The organism is Novosphingobium sp. (assembly GCF_037133355.1).
Lineage (GTDB): Bacteria > Pseudomonadota > Alphaproteobacteria > Sphingomonadales > Sphingomonadaceae > Novosphingobium.
Window position 1 is genome coordinate 184,843 of sequence record NZ_JBAXOI010000002.1, and the last position, 21,375, is coordinate 206,217.

Here is a 21,375-nt window from a genome sequence, read left to right on the forward strand (position 1 = left end):
GTTGTGGGCGAACTGGCCCACCCCTAACCCCTCCCGAAAGCGGGAGGGGGACTGAAGCTTACCGCCCCTTCCACACACCCGGGCGCTTCTCGATGAAGGCGGCCATGCCTTCGGCCTTGTCCTCGGTCGCGGTCAGCACCTGGAACACGCGGCGTTCGAACAGCACGCCCTGATCGAGCGTCAGCTCGAAAGCAGCGTTGACCATTTCCTTGTTGGCGATCACGGCCACCGGCGGCATCGCCGCGATGGCTTCGGCAGCGGCGACTGCCTCATCGATCAGCGAGGCCAGCGGCACGACACGGCTGACAAGGCCCGAGCGTTCGGCTTCGACCGCGTCCATCATCCGGCTGGTGAGGCACATGTCCATCGCCTTGGCCTTGCCCACCGCGCGGGTCAGGCGCTGCGAACCGCCCATGCCGGGCGCGACGCCAAGCTTGATTTCGGGCTGGCCGAACTTGGCGTTTTCCGAGGCGATGATGAAATCGGCCATCATGGCAAGCTCGCACCCACCGCCGAGTGCAAAACCGTTCACCGCCGCGATCCACGGCTTGCGGGTGGCTTTCACGATATGGCTGGTCCAGCGCGAGAAGAAGTCGCCAGTGTAGAAATCGGTCGCGGCCTTGTCGGCCATTTCCTTGATGTCGGCGCCGGCGGCAAAGGCCTTCTCGCCTGAGCCGGTGAGAATGGCGCAGCGCTGGCCGGGGTCCGCCTCATAGGCGCCGAACGCCACGATCAATTCCTCAAGCACCTGCGAATTCAAGGCGTTGAGCGACTTGGGGCGGTTGAGCGTGATCAGCGTGACCGCGCCGCGCTGTTCGACAAGGATCGTTTCGAAAGTCATAGGGGGCTCCATTCCTCGTTTGCAGGCAGGGGCGCGAAGATCGCGTCCAGCATGTCATCGGTCACGCCTTCCGGCGTCGCCGGGTTCCACTTCGGGGCATTGTCCTTGTCCACGATCACCGCGCGCACGCCCTCGGCAAAATCAGGGCGCACCAGCACGCGCGCGCCGATGCGGTATTCCATCACCATGTTGGCGGCGAAATCGGGCAAGGTCAGGCTGGTAGCAAGCTGGCGCAGCGCAACCTTGCAGGTCTGCGGGCTCTTGGTGTGGAGCGTCGTCAGCGTCGCGGCCGCGAACTCGCTGCCCTCGGCTTCAAGCGCCGCGAGGATATCTTCGTAGCGATCCGAAGCGAACAGCCGCGCGATGTCATCCGCATGGCCCGCGATCTTCGGCGCGGGCGGCACAGCGGCGAGGCTGTGAAGGATCGCCGGGATGTCCGCCGGATCGGCAGCGATCCGCGCCTTGGCATCCGCCAGCGCCGCAGCGGGCAGGTAATGCGTGGCCGAACCCGCCCAAAGGCAGTCTGCCCCGTCCATTCGCGCGCCGGTGAGCGCGAGATACTGGCCCAGCCGCCCCTTCATGCGCGAAAGGAACCAGCCGCCGCCGACATCAGGGAAAAGGCCGATCCCGGTTTCGGGCATGGCAAGGCGCGTGTTCTCGGTCGCGACGCGGTAGCGCGCCGGATCGGCAAGGCCCACGCCGCCGCCCATGGTGATCCCGTCCATGAAGGCCACGATCGGCTTCGCGTAGGTCATGATCAGGTGGTTGAGGCGGTATTCGTCAAAGAAGAACTTGCGGCCGCCCGCGCCCTCGTCGGTCAGCGCGGAATTGCGCAGGAATGCGATATCGCCGCCTGCGCAGAAGCCGCGGCCTTCGGAATGGTCGATAATCACGGCCGAAACCGCCGGATCATCGCGCCAAGCCAGCAGCGCCTCGGTCATCGCCACAACCATGTCGTGGTTCAGCGCGTGGATCGCCTTGGGGCGATTGAGCGAGAGCACGCCGCAGGCGCCCTCGATGCGAACAAGAAGATCGTCGGTCATGCAGCTTTCTCTGATGTGGCTGTGGCAGCGGGTTCGATCAGATCCCACAGATTGCCGAAGGGATCGCGGAACACCAGCACCGCGCCATAAGTCTCGCGGCGCAGCGGACGCTCGATGGCCACTCCGGCCGCTTCCAGCAATCTGGCGCTCCGGGCAATATCTTCGGTGTGCAGGAAGAAGCCGACGCGCCCGCCGGTCTGATGGCCAATCGCAGCGACCTGATCATCGTTCGCGGCGCGGGCGAGGAGCAGATGCGTTCCGTTGCCCGGTGAGACAACCACCCAGCGCTTGCACTCGCCCAGCGGGGTATCCTCCAGCACGGCAAACCCCAGCTTTCCGGCGAAGAACGCAAGTCCTTCGTCGTAATCGGGCACCACAACGGTAACCATGGCGAGCCGGCTGGCGATCATTGGCGCAGCAGATCGCGGCCGATGATGAGCTTCATCACTTCGTTCGTGCCCTCAAGAATGCGGTGCACGCGAAGGTCACGCCAGAAGCGCTCGATCGGATAGTCCTTGAGATAGCCGTAGCCGCCGAAGACCTGCAGCGCGCGGTCGACCACCGACGAGCCGGTGTCTGTGGCGAAGCGCTTGGCCATCGCGGAAAAACGCGTCTTGTCGGGCGCATTGTCGGTCACCTTGGCCGCCGCCAGATAGAGCAGCGCGCGCGCGGCTTCGAGGTCGGTCGCCATGTCGGCCAGCGCGAACTGCGTGTTCTGGAAATCGGCGATGGGCTGGCCGAACTGGCTGCGCTCCTTGGCATACTTGACCGCCTCATCCAGGCACCGCTGCGCGCCGCCGAGCGAGCAGGCTCCGATATTGAGCCGGCCGCCATCGAGCCCGGCCATGGCGAAGCGGAACCCGTCGCCCTCCGCGCCGACGCGGTTCGCCACGGGTACCTTTACGTTCTCGAAAATCACCTGCGCGGTGGGCGAGGCGTTCCAGCCCAGCTTGCGCTCGTTCGCGCCGAAGCTGAGGCCCGGCGTGCCCTTGTCGATCACGAGGCACGAAACACCCTTGGGGCTCGCATCCCCGGTGCGCACCATAGTCACATAGACATCGCTCACCCCGCCGCCCGAAATGAACTGCTTGGTGCCGTTGACGACGTAGTGATCGCCTTCAAGCCGCGCGGTGGTGCGGAGCGCCGCCGCATCCGATCCCGAACCCGGCTCGGTCAGGCAATAGCTGGCGATCTTGTCCATGGTGATGAGCGAGGGGAGATAGCGCCCCTTGATCTCGTCCCCCCCGAACCGGTCGATCATCCACGAGGCCATGTTGTGGATCGAGATGAACGCGCTGGTCGTCGGGCAGCCATAGGCCATGGCTTCCATGATCAGCGCCGATTCGAGGCGCCCCAGCCCGATGCCGCCGCTCTCCTCGCTGACATAGATCGAGGCGAAACCCAGTTCAGCCGCAGCCCTGATCGTATCGAGCGGGAAGGTGTGGTCCTCGTCCCACTGCGCGGCGAAGGGGGTGATGGCATCGGCGGTAAAGCGCCGCGCCATCTCCTGAATGGCAAGCTGATCGTCGGTAAGGGCAAACTGGTCGGTCATGCTCTGGCCTTGCGCTGCATGGGGGTATGGAAATGCGGGTGAAACGTTGCCGCCGCGCGTCGTCCTAGCCGAACCGGGGCGCGTGACAAGCGCGCCGCCGGGGCATGGACCTTGGGGCGGCTCCGGGCCATAGAAGCGCGGGCAAGCCCCAACGCCTTCACGGACCACGGATGGACAGCCTCGATACTGCCCTGCGCCTGATCGGCATCGGCCAGCTGGTGCTTGTGGCATTGGTGATCTGGCGCAGCGATGCGGCGCCACCGGTGCGCCGGATCACGGTCGCGCTGCTGGTCGGCGTAATCGGCTACCTGATCAACTCGGCCCCGCAATTTCCCGTCACGCCCTCGCCGCTGCGCTTCGTCGTGGTGCTGGCCAGCAATCTCGCGCCTTGGTTCCTGTGGCACTTCGCGCATCTGGTGTTCGATCGCGCCGTCGACCGGAGAATCGGCCTTGCCGCTCTTTCGCTGATTCTGGCCAGCGTGGCGGTCTATGTGCTTCGCCGCTGGTGTGAGCCGCTGATCCCGCTGGCCGACGCGGTGGGCCACCTCACCGCCGCGCTGCTCGTGCTCCACGCCATGGTCATCGCGCTGACCGAACGCGACGACGATCTTGTCGAGAAGCGCCGCCGCTTCCGCGTCGCCTTCGTGCTGATCGTCGCGGTGCTGTCGATCGGCGTGCTGGCAAGCGAGGCCTGGTTCGGCTTCGGCAACGAACCGGCGTGGATGCTGGCGGGCCAGTCTCTGGTCATCGCGCTTGCCATTCTCGTGATCGCCGTTGCCATGCTCGGGGCTGATCCTGCCCTGCTCGCACCCACCCGCCCGGCGGGCTCCGCTGGTCAGAGCGACGACTGGAGCCCGGCCGAACGCGTCCTTCGTGACAAGCTCGAATCTGCCATGGCGAGCCGCATCTGGCTCGAACCCGGCCTGACTATCGGCTTGCTCGCCGCCCGCCTCGATGTGCCCGAACACCGCCTTCGCGCGCTCATCAACCGCCGCCTCGGCCACCGCAACTTCTCGGCCTTCCTCAACGCGCACCGGATTGCCGAAGCGAAAGCCGTGCTGGCCGATCCGGCCCGCGTCGATCTGCCCGTCCTTACCATCGCGATGGACCTCGGCTACGGCTCGCTCGCCCCCTTCAACCGGGCGTTCCGCGAGGCTGTGGGCCAAACCCCCACCGAATACCGCCGCGCCGCGTTTGCCGAACCTGAAAAACCCTGATCGATTCCGGAAAGCATCAGCATTTTCGGGGCCAGCGCAGCCAAGCCGCCGACAGTCTGACACAGCCGGGGCATCCCCTTCACGGAGAGCCCCATGCCCATCACGTTCCTGTTCCTGGTCCACCGCATGATCGACAGCGTCTGGATCGAAGGCCTGCGCTATTTCATCGGCGCATCCGCCGTTGCGCTGCTGTGCTGGCTGCTCGCCAGCCGCATTGCCCACCGCCGCATCCAGACCCGCCGCGCGACCACCGCCGACCGCCTGCGCGAAGTGCGCCAGTCGATGTGGGCCATGGCGGTCTTCGCCTTTGTCGATCTGATCACTGTGGTGCTGATAGTGGTCGGCGCCATCGCTTTCAACCAGGGCCCGCCGGTGCTCGTCACGATCCTGTGGCAGACCGCCGCACTTATCCTGATGCACGATGCCTATTTCTACTGGATGCACCGCGCGCTGCACCACCGCACCCTGTTCCGCGCGTTTCACTCGGTCCACCACCTCAGCCGCACGCCGACGAGCTGGGCGGCCTACAGCTTCGCCACCGGCGAGGCCGCGTTCGAGGCGGTGATCGTGCCGGTCATGGTCGCCGCGCTCACACTCGTCGCCCCCGCTGAGCCCTGGGCGGTGTTCATCTTCCTCGGCCACCAGATCGCGCGCAACGCCTTCGGCCACGCCGGTTTTGAACTGGCCTGGCCCGGCTTCACCCGCTCGCCGCTCACCGGCTGGCTGACGACCACCGTCCACCACGATCTCCACCACAGCGAAGGGCGGCACAACTTCGGGCTCTACTTCACCTGGTGGGACCGCTGGCTGGGCACCGAGCACCCGCGCTACCACGAGCGGTTCGAGGCGGTGGTGAACCGCCGCCGCGAAACCGCCGGGCATGAGGTGCCGGTCCATGTTGCCGTGAGCCCTTAAGCCTCAGGTCACCCCATCGTCGGAATGACGAAGGCGTTCCCGCTGGCCGGCAGACCATCCGGCCAGCGCTGCGTCACGGTCTTCACCTTGGTCCAGAACTTCACGCCTTCAACGCCGTGCTGGTTGGTGTCACCGAAGGCGGAGCGCTTCCAGCCGCCGAAGGTGTGATAGGCGACCGGCACCGGGATCGGAACGTTGATGCCGACCATGCCGACATTGACCCGCGCTGCAAATTCGCGCGCCGCGTTGCCGCTGCGGGTGAACAGCGCCACGCCGTTGCCGTACTGGTGCTTCGAAGGCAGCGCGAGCGCTTCCTCGAAGTCCTTGGCGCGCACGATTTGCAGCACGGGGCCGAAGATCTCGTTGTGATAGCTTTCCATGTCGGGCGTCACGTGGTCGATCAGCGTCGGGCCGACGAAGAAGCCGTTCTCGTGGCCCTGCAGCGTGAAGCCGCGACCATCGATCACGATCTCGCCGCCTTCTTCCTCGCAGCGCGTGATCCAGCGCTCGATGCTCGCCTTGTGCGTGGCGGTGACGACCGGACCGTAGTGGCAATCGGCGTCGGTCGAGATGCCCACCCGCAGCTTTTCGATCGCCGGGATCAGCTTGGCCTTCAGGGCCTCTGCGGTCTCGTCGCCCACCGGCACGACCACCGGCAGCGCCATGCAACGCTCGCCAGCCGAACCGAACGCGGCACCGGCGAGATCGTTGACCACCTGATCGAGATCGGCATCAGGCATCACCACGCCGTGGTTCTTCGCCCCGCCCATCGCCTGCACGCGCTTGCCCGCCGCGACGCCGCGCTTGTAGACATAATGCGCGATATCGGACGAGCCGACGAAGCTCACCGCGCCGATGGCGGGGTGATCGAGGATCGCATCGACCATTTCCTTGTCGCCATGCACAACCTGGCAGATGCCCTCGGGCAGGCCCGCCTCGATGAACAGCTCGGCAAAGCGCACCGGCACCGACGGGTCGCGCTCGGAAGGCTTGATGATGAAGGCATTGCCGCAGGCGATGGCGACACCGGCCATCCACAGCGGGATCATGCCCGGGAAGTTGAACGGGGTGATACCCACGCCGATGCCGATCGGCTGGCGCATCGAATAGATGTCGATGCCCGGGCCCGCACCTTGCGTGTACTCGCCCTTCAGCACATGCGGGATGCCGCAGCAGAACTCGATCACTTCAAGCCCACGCTGGATGTCCCCCTTGGAATCGGCAATCACCTTGCCGTGTTCGGAGGAAAGCAACCGGGCCAGCTCGTCGATATTCGCCTCGACCAGCCGCTTGAACTCGAACATCACGCGCGCGCGGCGCTGCGGGTTGACCGCGGCCCAGGCGGGCTGCGCGGCCAGTGCGGCCTGCACCGCGCGTTCCAGCGTGTCGGCCGTGCCCAGTGCCACTTCGGCCTGCACCGCACCGGTGTTGGGATCGAACACGGGGCCCTTGCGCGCCGGGGCTCCGCCCGAACCGCCAACAATGAAATGATCGATCTGGCGCATGGCCTGCATCCTTTCCTGACTAATGTGACGGGCTTCCTGCACCCCGGATGATTTGCAAGCAAGGTGAGAAAATGCGAGGGAGGCCTGCAATGATGCAGCCGCCAGACTGGAACGACTATCAGGCTTTTCTCGCCATCGCGCGGGCCGGCCAGCTGGCGCGCGCGGCGCAGGCCATGGCCGTGGATGCCACCACCATGGGCCGCCGCCTGCGCCGCCTCGAAGCGCGCGTCGGCGCCACGCTGTTCGAACAGACGCGCGAGGGCCAGGTCCTGACCGAGGCGGGCGAGGCCTTGCTCGTCGAAGTCGAAGCGATGGAGCGCGCCGCCAGTCGCATTGCCGAACATGGCGGCGGCGGCCCGGCGGGCCTGCTTCGGGTGAGCCTTTCGGAAGGTTTCGCCAGCTGGATCGTCGCCCCCGCCCTCGCCGGCTTCACGGCCGCACACCCGCGGCTGGTGATCGATCTCGTTGCCAATTCGGGCTTCCTCAGCCCCTCGAAGCGCGAAGCGGACCTCGCCGTCACGCTTTCCCGCCCGCGCGCGGGGCCGGTGATCGCTGGCAAGCTCTCGGACTACGCGCTGCGCCTCTATGCCGCGCCAGACTACCTCGCCGCCCACGCGCCGCTGCGCCGCCCGTCCGATCTGGCGCGCGGCCATGCGCTGGTCGGCTACATTCCCGATCTGCTTTATGCGCCCGAACTGCGCTACCTTGCGGAAATCGAGCCGGGCCTCGCCGCCGCCGTGCGCTCGTCCTCGATCAATGCGCAGCACCGCCTGATCGCAGCGAGTGCCGGCATCGGCGTGCTGCCGTGCTTCGTCGGCGATGCCGATCCGAGGCTGGTGCCCGTGCTGCCTGAACGCCGGATCACGCGCTCGTTCTGGCTGGTGATGCACAAGGACACGCACAGCCTTGGACGGGTGCAAGCGTTCAAGACCTGGCTGACCGCGCTGGTAGAGCGCGAGCGGGGGAGGCTGCTCCCCCACTAGGTCCTCCCCATTTTTGCGAAGCACAAATGGGGAGGTGAGCCGCCGAAGGCGGATCGGAGGGGTACTTCCTAAAGCTTCGCGACCGGCGCGTCCTCGCCCAGATCCTCGTACCAGGCCTCGACCGGGCCGGAGAGCTTGAGCGTCAGCGGATTGCCCTTGCGGTCCATGGTCTTGCCCGCCTGCACGCGCACCCATCCTTCCGAGATGCAATACTCCTCGACATTGCGGCGCACCGTGCCCTTGAAGCGGATGCCGATGCCCCGTTGCAGCTTCTCCGCATCGAAGAAGGGGCTGCGCGGATTGATCGCGAGGTGATCGGGCGGCACGTCGGGCCCGGCAGCAGGTGCGGGGGCGCCGGTTTCGGGCGCGGCGGAGTCGGGCTGGGTTGCTTCGTCGGTCATGACGGGCGCAAATATCTTGATCCCCCCACTTGTCAATCAAGCGCCGCCATGGCAGAGGCCCGCGCCTGTTCGGCCATGACTGGCCGCGCGGGCGCGTAGCTCAGTGGTAGAGCACACCCTTCACACGGGTGGGGTCGCAGGTTCAATCCCTGCCGCGCCCACCATCGGCCCTGCCGATACGGCAAGCGCCCTTATTCGGCCGCCCACCACTCTTCCATCACCGGCAGGATCGCGCGGGCAACCAGTTCGATCACCGGGCTGCCGGGGCGTGAAAGATAGGCGATGGCGCCGTGGCCCTGATCAGCCGGCGCGCCTGCCAGCACGAGTTCCCAGCCGTCTGCCAGCATCGCCGCCGCGCTGTCCGCTACCGAATCGACCCAGACGCCAAGGTGCGAGCGGCCAAGCGCGCGCATTGCATCATAGGCAGAGCCCGGCACGCTCTCGATAAGCTCCATCCGCAGGGGGCCCTGGTGCGAATAGACGACGCGCAGGCGGGCATCCAGTTGCTCGCCCGCCGCGTTCCACACCGGCATGGGATCAAAGCTGCGCACCGGGGTCCAGGTGCAGTCCATTGTCGCGCTGAAATGAGCCATCGCGGCCTCAAGGTCGTCGACAAGCACGCCATGGTGAAAGATACCCGCCAAAATCTCCATTCGCATCGCTCCCTCTGCACTTGCCAGACATCGGCAAGCCTATGATTCTGAATTTGAAAATGAGCCTATAGCGGCCCGGAAAGCATTACTTTACAAGCATACATGAATGTTTTTAAACTGCGCCCGGAACCCGACCGTTCCGGGAGAGCAACCGATGTCCGAAACCATGACTGCCGAGCCCCCTGCCGACGATCTGGCACGCATGGCGTGGGAACGCGACCGCAATGGCCCGCCCGTCGGATTCCCTGCGCTCCCCTCGATCCCGGGCGGCCGCTATGTCGATCCCGCCTTCCTCGCGCTCGAGGAGCAGGGGATGTGGCAGCGCTCTTGGCTCTACGCCGGCCATGTCGACCAGCTTCCCGAGCCCGGCTCGTGGTTCCTCTGCCGCAACACCGGCTCCCCCGTCATCGTCACCCGCACGCTCGCAGGGGACATCAGAGCATACTACAACACGTGCCAGCACCGCGGCGCACCTCTCGTAAAGGAGGAGAGCGGCACCTCGCGCGGCTTTGTCTGCGGCTATCACGGCTGGTCCTATACGCTCGAAGGCAAGCTCACTGCGGTGCGCGACCGGCGCGACTTTGCGGATGGCTTCGACTTTTCCTGCCATTCGCTCAGCCAGGTGCGCTGCGAGCTGCTCGGCAGCATGATCTTCCTCAACGCCGATCCCGATGCGCAGCCACTGATGGAGCATATCGGCCCGATGGCGGCCGAGCTCGAACAGCTCCAGCTCGAAAAGCTGCGCCTTGTCGACAGCCGCACCTACGAGACCGAGTGCAACGTCAAGGTGCTGCTTGATGCGTTCCTCGAGGTCTATCACCTCAAGTCGATCCACGAGAACACGGTGGACCGCTTCCTCGATCACCGCGCGATGATCGTCACGCTCTGGCCCAATGGCCACAGCCGCATGGCGACGCCCAACCGGCGCGAGGGCTGGATCGATCCCGGCACCGTGGGCATGCCCGAGATCCCGACGATCTCGGAGTTCGTCGCCAAGAACAACGTCAGCTATTCGATCTACCCGAACTTCGTGATGCCGCCCGCCCCTACCGGCGTTCCGCTGCTGCAGTTCTGGCCGATGGGCCCGCGCCGCACCCGCGTGGTCTCGACCTGGCTCGCGCCCGATCACGATGCCGCCAATCCGCATCCGCTGTGGGAGATGCGCATCAAGAACTGGGAGCGCATTCTCTACGAGGACCTGCAATTCGCCCCGCAGATTCAGGAATCGGTCGAAGGCCCGGGCTTCAAGGGCATGTCGCTCAACTATCAGGAGCGCCGCATCTACAACTGGCACGAGGAACTCGACCGCCGCATCGGGGTGGAGAACGTGCCCGAGCACTTGCGCGTCACACCGGTGCTCGCGCCCTTCATCACGCGCGAATGACCGGAGCGCTTTCGCCGCTGGGCACGCCCTGGCGGACCTTCGAGGACCTGCAGGTGGGCGAGACGAGGCTCTCGCCCTCGCGCACCGTGACCGAGGCGGAAATCCTCGATTTCGCCCGCGCGCATGATCCGCAGTGGTTCCACACCGATCCCGAAGCGGCGCGCGCCTCGGTGTTCGGGCAGGTAGTCGCGAGCGGCATCCACGTTCTGGCGATCTGGCGGCAGATGGACCACGCGATCAACGGCGACATCGATTTCGTCTGCGGCGTGGGCTGGGACCGCCTGCGGCTGAAGCGCGCCGTCCGCGCGGGCGACACCCTGCGCGTCTCCAGCGATATCCTCAGCCTCGAACCCTCGCGCAGCGGCAAGCCGCGCGGCACGGCCGTCACGCGCTATGTGGTGATGCTCGAAGATGGCACCGAGTGCGTCACCTTCGAGAGCACCAACCTCGTCTACACCCGCGATGCACGGGACAGGTCGTCAACCAGCGCTTCGGCAGAAGAATAGGCCTCGGCCATCGCCGCCTCGACCGCATCAGGCGGGCCGTAAGTCGGGCGCAGATGCACAACATGCACATCGGTGATGCCGATAAAGCCAAGCCAGGCCCGCATGAAGCGCACCTGGAAATCGAGCTCGGCGGTGGGGCTGTCCGGCCGGATATCGAGCGCGCCCGAGGCGACAAGGATCGCCCGCTTTCCCGCGCCCATCCCCTCTACGCCGCTTTCCGAAACGCGGAAGGCCATGCCCGGCTGCGTGATCGTGTCGATGTACTGCTTGAGCTGCCAGGGGATGCCGAAGTTCCACATCGGCACGCTGAACACGATGCAATCGAACGAGAGGAAATGCGCCACCGCCTCGCCGATCCGGCCCCAGGCCGCGCGCACATCGTCCGCCACCTCACGGCCCTCGATCAGCGCATAGCGCCCCTCGATCACCGGTCCGGTCAGCGCGGGAAGATCGGCGTGGCAGACATTCAGCGTCTCGACCTCGGTGCCGGGGCTCGCCGCCGCCAGCCTCTCGATCAGCCGCTGCGCCACCTTCACCGAACGCGAACGCTCGCCGCGAGGGGAGCCGATGACGTGAAGAATGCGCTGGCTCACAAGTCCCCCTCCCGCTTGCCGCCGGGCCCGTAAACGTAGTCGTCGAGCACCTTGTGGAAATAGCGGATGCGCAGTTCCTGCTCGCCGATCCACAGGCCCGGGAAGCTTTCGCTCTGCATGCCGAGCTGCACTGTCGGCAAGTTGTAGGCATCCTGATCGAGCACCTGGCCGATGCTCCGCTCGCCATGCTTGAAGCGGCGGTGCTTGGCGCGGGCGGGCCAAGGCTCGCCTTCGGGCACCAATTCGAACACCCAGACGTCGTAGAGCATCTTGTTCGGATCGCTCGCGTGCGGGCGCTGGCGGAACAGCATCACATCGTCCGCATGCATGTTTACCGCCACATTGGGGAAGATCATGTAGTGGTAGTCGTCGGTCAGCTGATCATCGTTCAGCGCCGAATAGTCCTTCCCCTGCGCCTTGCCATGCTCGCGCTTGAAACGCTGCACATCGCGCCGGATATCGCCGACGCGGCCCTCATACTCGGCGGGGTCCATGCCTGCATGGCGCATGATTTCCTCGATCGCCGGCGGGATCGCACTCGGCATCGCAACGCGCGGGGAGATCGCGGCAAACGGGATCAGGTAGCGGTTGTGCCGCTCGTAGCAGTCGATCTGGATATTCACGTCATCGAGGTACCACTGCAGCTGCGGGTGTATCCCCTGCACGTGATAGCTCTCGTTGAAGGCGTCGACCGAAGCCTTCCAGTTGCAGTCCCACTCCACCGTAACATCGCGTTTCCACGCCATCCGCTCGGGGTGGTAAGGCTCGAGATGCTCCCTGAGCGGCGCGATGTACTGGTCGAACGGCTCCACATCCGGGTTCAGCGAGAACCACACGAAGCTGTTCCACTCCGCCACCGGCAGGCTCGGCAGGGTCATCCCAGGAGGCCCGCCCTGCGGGAATGTGCAGAGGTCCGGCAGCCGCTCGATCTTGCCGTCGAGCCCGTAAGTCCAGTGGTGGTACATGCAGCGGAACGCCTGCGCATTCCCGATCCCCTCGGGCCGCAAGCGATTGCCGCGATGCAGGCAGACATTGGGGAAGCAGCGCAGCGAGCCATCATGCTGGCGCACGATCAGCACGCTTTCCTTGCCGATCTCGGTGCAGATGTAGTCGCCCGGCGACGGGATATCGTCGGCCCGCCCGCCCAGCAGCCAGACCTTCGTCCACACCCGCTCCCATTCGAGCTTCATGAACTCGGCCGAATGGTACCGCGCTGCCGGAATGAGATTATGGCCCAGTTCCGGATCGGGCGCCTTGTCGACCGGGGTGCGGCCCGGATTGTCTTCGGGAGAGACGCGGATCACATCGACGACGCGCTTCACGTCCATGCGCGCCGTGTCCCAGGTTACCCGGCCGCTCATTTCAGAAGTGCGTCCGGTTGGTGAAGGCGCCATCGACCACGAGGTGCGAGCCGCTGCACCAGCTGGCCGCCTCGCTCGCCAGGAACACGATCGCGCGCGCCACTTCCTCAGGCTTGCCCAGCCGCCCCATCGGCTGCTGGCGCAGCTGCGACTGGTAGAATTTCTCCATTGTACCCTTGATCATGTCCCAGTTGCCGCCCTCGAACTCGATCGGCCCGGGCGAGACGATGTTGACGCGGATGCCATCCTTGCCGTGCGCCAGCGCCAGCTGCTTGCCATAGGTGATCAGCGAGGCCTTCATCGCGTTGTAGGCTTGCGGTCCGCCCATGGCTTCCAGCGCGCTGGTCGTGGCGACGAGCACGATCGAACCGCGCTTCTGCGCCGTCATCACCGGGATCACCGCCTCGATCGCGCGGACCGGACCCATCACGTCGGTCTCGAAGGCGTTGTGCCAGTACTTCTCGCTGCCCATGCCGCCACCGGCCGAGCTCAAGGGCACCAGCACATCGACGCCTTCCAGGGCCTCGATGGCCCATTCGAGCCATCCCTTGTAATCGTCCGCGCGCTTCACGTTGACCGACTTGCCGACGACTTTGGTGCCATAGCGCGAGAGCGCGGCGACCGCGTCCTTCACGCTGTCCTCGCCGCGCGCGCTGATCGCCACATCGGCGCCTTCGCGCACGAGGATCTCGGCGACCGCAAAGCCGATGCCGCGTGCTCCGCCGACGACGATCGCCTTCTTGCCCTGAAGTCCCAGATCCATGCCTTGTCCTTTCCTGCGGCGGGGCTACCATCTTCCGGGCAGCACATGGCTCGAATTGCACGAACCCAACCCGCTCCTCAACCGCCGCGCACTCTATTGGGCGGGGGGCAAGGCGCCAAGAAAAAAACATGCTTGAATGCTTTTTTGTGGTCCTTCATAGCGGACCGGAGCGCCGCCCCACCGAGGCTGGAAACGGGAGAAATATGAGGCACAAGGGCATCACAGGCGCGGCCATCACGGCAGCGAAGCGGGCATGAGCGGGCGCGGCAAAGGCCCCCTTGCGGGCGTACGCGTGCTTGATTGCACCAGCGTGCTGATGGGCCCCTATGCCACGCAGATCTTCGCCGATCTGGGTGCCGACGTGATCAAGATCGAAGGCCCGGCGGGAGACACCACCCGCTTCATCCCCCCCGGCCCCGACCCGACGCGCGGCGCAATGTTCCTCAACGTCAATCGCGGCAAACGCAGCCTCGCGCTCGATTTGAAGCAGCCCGCGGCGCGCGATGCGGTGCTGCAGCTTGCCAAAGGGGCAGACGTCTTCATCCACTCGATGCGCGCGCAGGCGATTGCCCGCCTCGGGCTGGACTATGCAGCCGTCGCTGCGGCCAATCCGCGCATCATCTACGCCAATCTCTATGGCTATGGCCGCACCGGCCCCTACCGCGACTATCCCGCCTACGACGATATCGTGCAGGCCGCCTCGGGCATTGTGGACTTGCAAGCGCGCCTCTCCGGCGGCGAGCCGACCTACAGCGCCACCGTCATCGCCGACAAGGTGGCCGGCCTCACCGGCGCTTATGCCGTGATTGCCGCGCTTTATGCGCGCGAAAAGACGGGCGAGGGCCAGGAAATCGAAGTGCCGATGTTCGAGACGCTTGTCTCGTTCGCGGCCACCGAACACATCTGCGGCTCGCTGTTCGATCCGCCGCTGGGCCCGCCCGAATATCCCCGCGCCACCTCGCCCTCGCGCCGCCCCTACAAGACGGCGGACGGCCATGTCGGCGTGATGATCTACAACGACAAGCAATGGCAGGCCTTCTTCCGCGAACTCGGCCATCCCGAGTGGTCGAACGACCCCATGTTCACCTCGATGCGCAGCCGCAGCGAGAATATCTCGGCGGTGCTCGCGCATGTCGAGAAGGTCATGGCCACGCGCACCACGGAAAGCTGGATGGACCTTTTCCGCCGCGCTGAAATCCCCGCAACCCCCATCGCCTCGCTGCAGGGCCTGCTCCACGATCCGCACCTCGTGGAAACCGGCTTCTGGCACAGCGCTGAAACGGAGCTTGGCACCTTGCGCTATCCGGGCATCCCCACGAACTTTTCCGGCACCCCCGGCGCGATCGGCGATCCGGGGCCGGTGCTTGGCGCAGACAGCGCAGCAGTGCTTGCCGAAGCCGGTTTTGGCGAGGACGAAATTGCGGCAATGGTCGCCAGCGGCGCGGTGCTTTCATGAGCGGGCCGGGAACCGAATGGGATGCAGCGCTCGCCGAAGGCCGCTTCCTCCTCCAGCGCCCGGTCGGCGGCGGCAAGGCGGTCTTCCCGCCGCGGGCCTTTGCTCCCGGCACCGGTGCTGAGCTCGAATGGTTCGAGACCTCGGGCCTTGGCACCGTCTATTCGGCCACCTGGATCCAGCGCAAACCGCCCGAACCGCCGTACAACGTCGTGCTTGTCGATCTCGCGGAAGGCGTGCGCATGATGGGCCGGGTAGAAGACGTGACGCCCGAAACGCTGCAGATCGGCATGGCGGTCAAGGCGCGGATTATCGGCGGGGAAGTCCCCATGATTGTATTCGATCCGGTGGAGCAGGCCGATGGGTGACATTTTCCCGCGCGGCCGCGTTTCCGTCGCCGGCGCCTCCACGTTTGGCGTGGGCGAAATGCCCGGCCATTCGACGATCGAAATGGCGGGCAAGGCAGTCCAGCTCGCGCTCGCAGACGCCCAGATCGGCCTGCCGGAAGTAGATGGCCTGTTCATCGCGCTGCCCGACGACCTCTTTGCCGGGCTCAGCCTCGCGCAGTATCTCGGCCTCCACCCGCGCTTCACCGACAACAACCGCGCCGGCGGGGCCTCGTTCATGAGCCACCTCGTCACCGCATGCATGATGCTCGATGCAGGCTACCTCGATTGCGCGGTGATCGCCTATGGCGCCAATCAGCGCTCAAGCGGCGGCAAACTCTCGACGCCCGCGCGGCCTGACCGCTGGGACGCGCCCTACAATCCGATGTATCCGCTCTCGTTCTACGCGCTGGCCGCCGCCCGGCACATGCACCAGTACGGCACGACGCGCGAGGAACTGGCGAGCGTCGCCGTCGCCGCGCGCCTCTGGGCCAATACCAACCCCGAAGCTTTCGCGAAGGGGCCGCTTACGATCGAGGACGTAGTGAATTCCCGCCTCATGAGCAGCCCGATCCGCGCGCGCGATTGCTGCCTCGTGACGGACGGCGCCGCCGCCATGGTCCTCACCCGCACCGACCGCGCGAAGGACGGGCCGCAGCCGCTCGTCCCCGTGCTCGGTGCCGCTGCGGCAACCTGGTACAATTCGGTCACGCAGGCGGATGACATAACGGTGACCGCCGCCGCCGAATCCGGCCCGCGCGCGATGGCGATGGCCGGGCTCACGCCGGGCGAGATCGACACCGTCCAACTCTACGACGCTTTCACCATCAACACGATCCTGTTCCTCGAAGACCTCGGCTTCTGCGCCAAGGGCGAAGGCGGCAAGTTCGTGGCGAGCGGCGCGATTTCGCCGGGCGGCTCGCTGCCGGTCAACACCAACGGCGGCGGCCTCTCGTGCTGTCACCCGGGCATGTATGGCATGTTCGCCATGGTCGAAGCCGTGCGTCAGATGCGCGGAGAAGCGGCGAACCAGATCGCGGGCGCCCAGACCGCGCTGGCCCATGGCAACGGCGGCACGCTCTCGGCGCAGGCGACAGTGATTTTCGGTAATGCGGAGACGGTTTGAACCGCCTCAATCCGTCGCCCCGGTCACCTCGTCACCCGCGAGCGTAGCGAAGCAATTCAGGGCGTCACGCACCACCGCTCTGGATCCCCGCCTGCGCGGGGATGAGGAAGTGTTTGATGAGGTATATCCACCCTCGTCATCCCCGCGCAGGCTGGGATCCAGAACGGCCGAGCGCCACGCTCACCCCAGCCCAAGTTCCTCGATCAGCTCGCCGCGCAGCTTGAATTTCTGGATCTTCGAGGTCGACATCGGCCACTCGCTCACCACCCGCACATGGCGCGGTATCTTGAAGCCTGCCAGCTTGCCCTTGCAGTGCGCGATCAGTTCCGCCTCGCTCGCTTGCGAACCGTCCGCCAGCTCAACGAACGCCGCCGCCACTTCGACGTAGCGGTCATCGGGAATGCCCACGACTTGCGCCAGCTTTACCGCCGGATGAGTCTGCAGCATGGACTCGATCTCGGCAGCGGCAACATTCTCGCCGCCGACCTTGAGCATGTCCTTGGTCCGGCCATGGAACATCACGTTGCCGCCCGCGTCCACGGTGCCGATGTCGCCAGTATAAAACCAGCCATCGCGGATCGCCTCGGCGGTCTTTTCCGGCGCGTTGTAATAGCCCTTGAGCATATGCGGACCGCGCAGCACGATCTCGCCGCGCTCGTCCGTGCCGCAATCCCGCCCGGTTTCGGGATCGACGATGCGCATTTCCCAATCCTCGAGCGGGAAGCCGCAGCGCCCGGTACGCACATCGAAGCTGTCATCGAGCCGGCTCGTCGAAACCGTGCCCGCTGCCTCGGTCAGGCCATAGGTCCCCACCTGGATCGTATGCGGCATGGCGGCGACAACCGCGTCCTTGATCCACGCGGGCTGCACCGCGAAGTTCGAGTTCATGACCCGAAGGCGCGAGAGATCGGTGGTCTTGAAGGTCGGGTGGTTGATCAGGTCCTGCATGATCGTAACAAAGCTGGGGTACGCAATCGTCGCCCCCTCCGCGCCCAGCATCGCCAGCGCCTGCCCGGCCTCGAAATGCGGCACGGTCATGTAGACCCCGCCCAGATCGAGGATCATCGTCATCGGCAGGATGCCGGCAATGTGGAAGATCGGCAGCGGCGACCAGACCTTGTCGTCCGCGGTGCACAGGTAGCGTTTGCCGAGATTGCGGCTGTTGCCCACTTGCGCCCGGTGCGAGATCAGCGCGCCCTTTGGGTTGGCCGTCGTCCCGCTGGTGTAGAGGATCATCGCGATGTCTTCGGGCTCGACATCGTCGATCCGCCGGTCGATCAGCTCCGCTTCCGTGCCCTCGCCCAAGGCCAGCGCCTCGTCGACCGGCAGCATGGCGTCCGCGCCGTCAGGATCGAGCGAGATGATCGTGTGCAGCATCGGCGCTTCATCGAGGCTCAGCCCCCGCACGGCATCCGCTTCAGCCAGCGAAGGCAGCGCCGCTCGCACGCGGTCGCGGTAGTCGAGCCCTTCGGCCACCTTCCCCGCCGTCACCAGCACAACAAGATCGGCATCGCGCACCAGATAGGCCAGTTCATGCGACTGGTAGCGCGCATTGATCGGCACCGCGACCGCGCCGGCCATCGTAATGCCGTAAAACGCCTCGATGAACGCGGGGCACGTCGGCATGAACAGGCCGACGTGCTGGCCCGGCTGCAAGCCAATCGCGATCAGCGCAGCGGCCCAGCGGCGCGCGGCGGCATCAAGATCGGCGTACGAAATGCGCCGGTCGGGAAAGACCAGCGCCTCGCGCTCCCCGAAGGCCTGCGCGGAACCGCGGATCATCGCGCCCATGGTGAGGATCGGCCCGCTGGCCGGCGGCTGTCCGTTGTTCATGCATCCCCTGCCCCGGCGGGGCCCATTATTGCTCTTGGGAAATGGATACACCCTGCACCGAAAAAGACAATCATATCTGTCTTTTTCCTGACGATCCGCTACCTTGTCCCCAAGGGCGGCCGGCAGGTCCTGGACGTTCGATCGAATGCGCTTTCACGCTGGGGCAAACCCACCGCTTGCACAGGTACGCCGGCACTTGTCCCCGGACCGGTGGCAACGGCGGTTTTACCAGTGCTGAAAACGCATTATGGGTTGGGAAACAGTACGCCGGGCCCGGCGTGCTTTCGGTTTGGGCAGTTTTAGCATGGCTCTTTCTCGTACGCGGGCGGCACGGCCCGCACCACGGCCCGCCCGCCCGGTGGCCGATCGCGCGCGCACATTGCAGGCTGCCAAGGCAGCACAGACCCGTGCGCGGCTGATCGACGCGACGGTGCGGTGCCTCGTGAAGTACGGCTATGCCAACACCACTACGCCCAAGGTGGCCGAAGAGGCTGGCCTATCGCGCGGTGCCATGGTCCACCATTTCGAGAACGGTTCGGCGCTGATCAAGGCCGCGATAACCGAGCTTCACGAAAAGCGCCTGCGTGCGTTCCGGCGCGCTGCCGACCGACCCGAGCATGAGGTAACCGACCTCGTCGAAACCTACTGGCGCCAACTGCAGAAGCCGGCGTTCATCGCGTTCCACGAACTCGCCGTCGCCGCGCGCACCGATGCCGATCTCGCCTCGATCCTCTCGCCGTTGCAGGACGAATTTCGCTCCAAGTTCAATGCGCAGGCCGAGCAGCTTTTTCCCGAATGGCTGGGTTCGCGCAACTTTGCGCTGGCCATGACGCTCTCGCAGACGATCCTCGAAGGCATGGCGATCTCGCTGCAGACGGGCGGGATGGAGCCGGCTCAGGTCGAGCCGATGCTGCGCCATCTCGAAGCCCAGATCCGCGCGCTCGCGCCCGCGCAGCAAGGCTGACTCGCCCACCATCACGGGCGCTTTTCCCGGCGGTCATTGGAGGTAACAAACCCCGGCGCGCCTTGCGCAAATCAAGGCGCGGGAACGCGAATCAAAATCAAACCTGTTTGTTTTTTCCGAGCTATGTTCTAGCACATCTCAACCGACTTCCTGAGGGACGAACCGTTGAACGCGCCGAACATGCAAGCCCCGCGCATCTTCCGCCCAGAACCCGGCGATCCCGGCCGGCCCAAGCGCGGGCTTGATGAAGAGGCGTTGCGCGCGCAGCAAAGCGTGTTCCGCGAAGACCTGCTTGCCGGCCACACCATACTGATCTCAGGCGCAGGCAGCGGCATGGGCAAGGCCGCCGCCTTCCTCGCCGCGCGCCTCGGCGCCAATGTTGCGATCTGCGGCCGCACGCGCGAAAAGCTCGACGCCACAGCCGCGTTGATCCGCGAGGAAACCGGCCGCGAAATACTGTGCCATGAAGCCAATATCCGCGATCCCGAAGCGGTCGAGGGGTTGATCGGTGCGGTCCACGATCATTTCGGCGGGCTCGACACGCTGGTCAACAATGCCGGCGGCCAGTTCCCGCAGGACGCGATCGATTTCAGCCGCAAGGGCTGGCTCGCGGTGATCGACACCAATCTCAACGGCACCTGGTGGATGATGCAGGAAGCCGCCAAGCGCTGGCGCGCAGATGGCAAGCCCGGCCATGTCATCAACATCGTCGCCAATGTCGAGCGCGGCATGCCGCAGGCTGCACACACCTGCGCGGCGCGCGCCGGCGTGATCTACCTTTCGAAAACAGTCGCCACCGAATGGGCGCAGCACAATATCCGCGTCAACTGCATCGGCCCCGGCGTGATCGAGACCGAAGGCTTCCGCATGTATCCGGAGGAAGCGCTTGCCCGCTTCCACAAGGCCAACCCGCTGAAGATGCGCGGCAATGCCTGGGATGTGGCGGAGGCCATCGCCTACCTTGCCAGCCCCGCTGGCCGGTTCATCAATGGCGACCTCATGATCATCGACGGCGGACAGGCGCAGTGGGGCGTGATCTGGCCAGCCGGAATGCCCGATTATTTCTCCGAAGACGGCGCCGCCTGAGCGCGGCCGGATTTTCGACACCACAGCAGGGAGAACAGGGATGGGACGGCTTGAAGGCAAGGTGGCGCTGGTCACCGGCGGCGGTTCGGGATTGGGTGCGGCAGACTGCGAGGCGCTCGCAGCCGAAGGCGCCAAGGTGATCGTCACCGATGTGAACCTCGCCGCCGCGCAGGCCGTGGCGGACCGCATCGGCGGGGATGCTGTGGCGATGGCCCTTGATGTTGCCGACGAAGCGCAATGGGTCGCGACTTATGCCGCGATCGAGCAGCGCTTCGGCGGCCTCCACGTGCTGGTGAACAACGCTGGTGTAGTGCTCAACGCCGATGTCGAGGACACCAGCCTCGACAAATTCCGCTGGGTCAATTCTATCATGATCGACGGCGTGTTCCTCGGCATGAAGCACGCGATCCCGCTGATGAACAAGAGCGGTGGCGGCTCGATCATCAACATGTCGTCGGTCGGCGCGCTGCTCGGCTATCCGATCTTCTTCGCCTACTCCGCAGCCAAGGGCGCAGTCCGTTCGATGAGCAAGTCGGTCGCGGTCATGGCGCAGGTCAAGGGCTACAAGATCCGCTGCAACTCGATCCACCCCGGCGCGATCGAGACGCCGATGGTCCAGCAGGCCGAGGGCCGCCCGGGCGAGGCCAAGGACATTCCCGAGGGGGTACTGCCGCACGGTTCGCCAGGTCATCCGAAGGATGTCGCCGCGCTGGTCGTGTTTCTGGCGAGCGATGAAAGCCGCTACATCACCGGCGCGGAGCTGGTGATCGACAACGGACTGACGATCCGCCCGTTCTGAGGGCCGCAGGC

The 21,375-nt window shown here is 65.7% G+C and carries 22 protein-coding genes and 1 tRNA gene; 12 read left to right on the forward strand and 11 right to left on the reverse strand.

The window, feature by feature from the left end:
- Nucleotides 1-58 precede the first annotated feature (58 nt).
- The 4 genes from WCL10_RS03105 to WCL10_RS03120 are packed head-to-tail and all read right to left on the reverse strand — an operon-like array spanning nt 59 to nt 3,436.
- Nucleotides 59-841, reverse strand: a complete 783-nt coding sequence (locus WCL10_RS03105) for an enoyl-CoA hydratase-related protein (protein WP_336894161.1) — start codon at nt 839-841, stop codon at nt 59-61.
- Entirely contained in the window at nt 838-1,884 is a 1,047-nt protein-coding gene (locus WCL10_RS03110; RefSeq protein ID WP_336894162.1) for an enoyl-CoA hydratase/isomerase family protein, read from the reverse strand. Before WCL10_RS03110 ends, WCL10_RS03105 begins: the two co-directional genes overlap by 4 nt.
- A complete protein-coding gene (locus WCL10_RS03115; RefSeq protein WP_336894163.1) occupies nt 1,881-2,294 on the reverse strand; it encodes a VOC family protein in 414 nt (137 codons plus the stop codon). Before WCL10_RS03115 ends, WCL10_RS03110 begins: the two co-directional genes overlap by 4 nt.
- On the reverse strand, nt 2,291-3,436 hold the full coding sequence (locus WCL10_RS03120) for an acyl-CoA dehydrogenase family protein (RefSeq protein WP_336894164.1): 1,146 nt from the start codon (nt 3,434-3,436) through the stop codon (nt 2,291-2,293). Before WCL10_RS03120 ends, WCL10_RS03115 begins: the two co-directional genes overlap by 4 nt.
- 170 nt (nt 3,437-3,606) lie before the next feature.
- Between WCL10_RS03120 and WCL10_RS03125 the strand changes: the two genes are divergently transcribed.
- Nucleotides 3,607-4,653, forward strand: coding sequence for a helix-turn-helix domain-containing protein (locus WCL10_RS03125; RefSeq protein WP_336894165.1), 1,047 nt, complete (start codon nt 3,607-3,609; stop codon nt 4,651-4,653).
- A gap of 93 nt (nt 4,654-4,746) precedes the next feature.
- Nucleotides 4,747-5,568 (forward strand): sterol desaturase family protein, encoded by an 822-nt coding sequence (locus tag WCL10_RS03130; RefSeq protein ID WP_336894166.1) that lies wholly within the window; start codon nt 4,747-4,749, stop codon nt 5,566-5,568.
- Between the two features lie 8 nt (nt 5,569-5,576).
- Here the strand turns inward: WCL10_RS03130 and WCL10_RS03135 are convergent, their stop codons facing one another.
- Nucleotides 5,577-7,073 (reverse strand): CoA-acylating methylmalonate-semialdehyde dehydrogenase, encoded by a 1,497-nt coding sequence (locus tag WCL10_RS03135; protein WP_336894167.1) that lies wholly within the window; start codon nt 7,071-7,073, stop codon nt 5,577-5,579.
- A 92-nt stretch (nt 7,074-7,165) separates the two neighbouring features.
- Here WCL10_RS03135 and WCL10_RS03140 point away from each other — a divergent pair, with 92 nt between their 5' ends.
- Nucleotides 7,166-8,056, forward strand: a complete 891-nt coding sequence (locus WCL10_RS03140; protein ID WP_336894369.1) for a LysR family transcriptional regulator — start codon at nt 7,166-7,168, stop codon at nt 8,054-8,056.
- Nucleotides 8,057-8,124: 68 nt separating this feature from the next.
- Here the strand turns inward: WCL10_RS03140 and WCL10_RS03145 are convergent, their stop codons facing one another.
- Complete coding sequence (locus tag WCL10_RS03145) at nt 8,125-8,457, reverse strand: DUF3297 family protein (RefSeq protein WP_336894168.1); 333 nt, start codon at nt 8,455-8,457, stop codon at nt 8,125-8,127.
- An 89-nt stretch (nt 8,458-8,546) separates the two neighbouring features.
- Here WCL10_RS03145 and WCL10_RS03150 point away from each other — a divergent pair.
- Nucleotides 8,547-8,621, forward strand: a tRNA-Val gene (locus WCL10_RS03150).
- A gap of 27 nt (nt 8,622-8,648) precedes the next feature.
- On the opposite strand, the gene WCL10_RS03155 is transcribed toward WCL10_RS03150, so the two are convergent.
- On the reverse strand, nt 8,649-9,110 hold the full coding sequence (locus WCL10_RS03155) for a VOC family protein (protein ID WP_336894169.1): 462 nt from the start codon (nt 9,108-9,110) through the stop codon (nt 8,649-8,651).
- A 154-nt stretch (nt 9,111-9,264) separates the two neighbouring features.
- On the opposite strand from WCL10_RS03155, the gene WCL10_RS03160 reads away from it, so the two are divergent.
- Together WCL10_RS03160 and WCL10_RS03165 are read left to right on the forward strand one after the other, a co-directional pair.
- On the forward strand, nt 9,265-10,494 hold the full coding sequence (locus WCL10_RS03160; RefSeq protein ID WP_336894170.1) for an aromatic ring-hydroxylating dioxygenase subunit alpha: 1,230 nt from the start codon (nt 9,265-9,267) through the stop codon (nt 10,492-10,494).
- Nucleotides 10,491-11,000, forward strand: coding sequence for a MaoC/PaaZ C-terminal domain-containing protein (locus WCL10_RS03165; RefSeq protein ID WP_336894171.1), 510 nt, complete (start codon nt 10,491-10,493; stop codon nt 10,998-11,000). The genes WCL10_RS03160 and WCL10_RS03165 overlap by 4 nt, the downstream gene beginning before the upstream one ends.
- Here WCL10_RS03165 and WCL10_RS03170 read toward each other — a convergent pair.
- From WCL10_RS03170 to WCL10_RS03180, 3 genes are read right to left on the reverse strand one after another with little or no spacing between them, the layout of a single operon-like run.
- Nucleotides 10,946-11,593 (reverse strand): NAD(P)H-dependent oxidoreductase, encoded by a 648-nt coding sequence (locus WCL10_RS03170; protein WP_336894172.1) that lies wholly within the window; start codon nt 11,591-11,593, stop codon nt 10,946-10,948. The two genes, WCL10_RS03165 and WCL10_RS03170, sit on opposite strands and share 55 nt — an antisense overlap.
- Nucleotides 11,590-12,954, reverse strand: a complete 1,365-nt coding sequence (locus WCL10_RS03175; RefSeq protein WP_336894173.1) for an aromatic ring-hydroxylating dioxygenase subunit alpha — start codon at nt 12,952-12,954, stop codon at nt 11,590-11,592. Before WCL10_RS03175 ends, WCL10_RS03170 begins: the two co-directional genes overlap by 4 nt.
- Before the next feature lies 1 nt (nt 12,955).
- Entirely contained in the window at nt 12,956-13,717 is a 762-nt protein-coding gene (locus tag WCL10_RS03180) for an SDR family oxidoreductase (RefSeq protein ID WP_336894174.1), read from the reverse strand.
- A 253-nt stretch (nt 13,718-13,970) separates the two neighbouring features.
- Here WCL10_RS03180 and WCL10_RS03185 point away from each other — a divergent pair, with 253 nt between their 5' ends.
- Genes WCL10_RS03185 through WCL10_RS03195 form a run of 3 tightly spaced genes read left to right on the forward strand, consistent with a single transcriptional unit; the run spans nt 13,971 to nt 16,682 of the window.
- Nucleotides 13,971-15,173: a CoA transferase gene (locus WCL10_RS03185; RefSeq protein ID WP_336894175.1), complete on the forward strand. Its 1,203-nt coding sequence runs from the start codon at nt 13,971-13,973 to the stop codon at nt 15,171-15,173.
- Nucleotides 15,170-15,538 carry an OB-fold domain-containing protein gene (locus WCL10_RS03190; protein WP_336894176.1) on the forward strand — a complete coding sequence of 123 codons (369 nt, stop codon included), beginning with the start codon at nt 15,170-15,172 and terminating at the stop codon, nt 15,536-15,538. Before WCL10_RS03185 ends, WCL10_RS03190 begins: the two co-directional genes overlap by 4 nt.
- Nucleotides 15,531-16,682 carry an acetyl-CoA acetyltransferase gene (locus tag WCL10_RS03195; protein ID WP_336894177.1) on the forward strand — a complete coding sequence of 384 codons (1,152 nt, stop codon included), beginning with the start codon at nt 15,531-15,533 and terminating at the stop codon, nt 16,680-16,682. Before WCL10_RS03190 ends, WCL10_RS03195 begins: the two co-directional genes overlap by 8 nt.
- 180 nt (nt 16,683-16,862) lie before the next feature.
- Here WCL10_RS03195 and WCL10_RS03200 read toward each other — a convergent pair whose 3' ends face one another.
- A complete protein-coding gene (locus WCL10_RS03200; RefSeq protein ID WP_336894178.1) occupies nt 16,863-18,515 on the reverse strand; it encodes a class I adenylate-forming enzyme family protein in 1,653 nt (550 codons plus the stop codon).
- A gap of 304 nt (nt 18,516-18,819) precedes the next feature.
- On the opposite strand from WCL10_RS03200, the gene WCL10_RS03205 reads away from it, so the two are divergent.
- The 3 genes from WCL10_RS03205 to WCL10_RS03215 all read left to right on the forward strand — a co-directional run bounded on the left by WCL10_RS03205 (nt 18,820) and on the right by WCL10_RS03215 (nt 21,364).
- On the forward strand, nt 18,820-19,479 hold the full coding sequence (locus WCL10_RS03205) for a TetR/AcrR family transcriptional regulator (RefSeq protein WP_336894179.1): 660 nt from the start codon (nt 18,820-18,822) through the stop codon (nt 19,477-19,479).
- A gap of 165 nt (nt 19,480-19,644) precedes the next feature.
- Nucleotides 19,645-20,565 (forward strand): SDR family oxidoreductase, encoded by a 921-nt coding sequence (locus tag WCL10_RS03210; protein ID WP_336894180.1) that lies wholly within the window; start codon nt 19,645-19,647, stop codon nt 20,563-20,565.
- A 40-nt stretch (nt 20,566-20,605) separates the two neighbouring features.
- Nucleotides 20,606-21,364, forward strand: coding sequence for a glucose 1-dehydrogenase (locus WCL10_RS03215; protein WP_336894181.1), 759 nt, complete (start codon nt 20,606-20,608; stop codon nt 21,362-21,364).
- Nucleotides 21,365-21,375 lie beyond the last annotated feature (11 nt).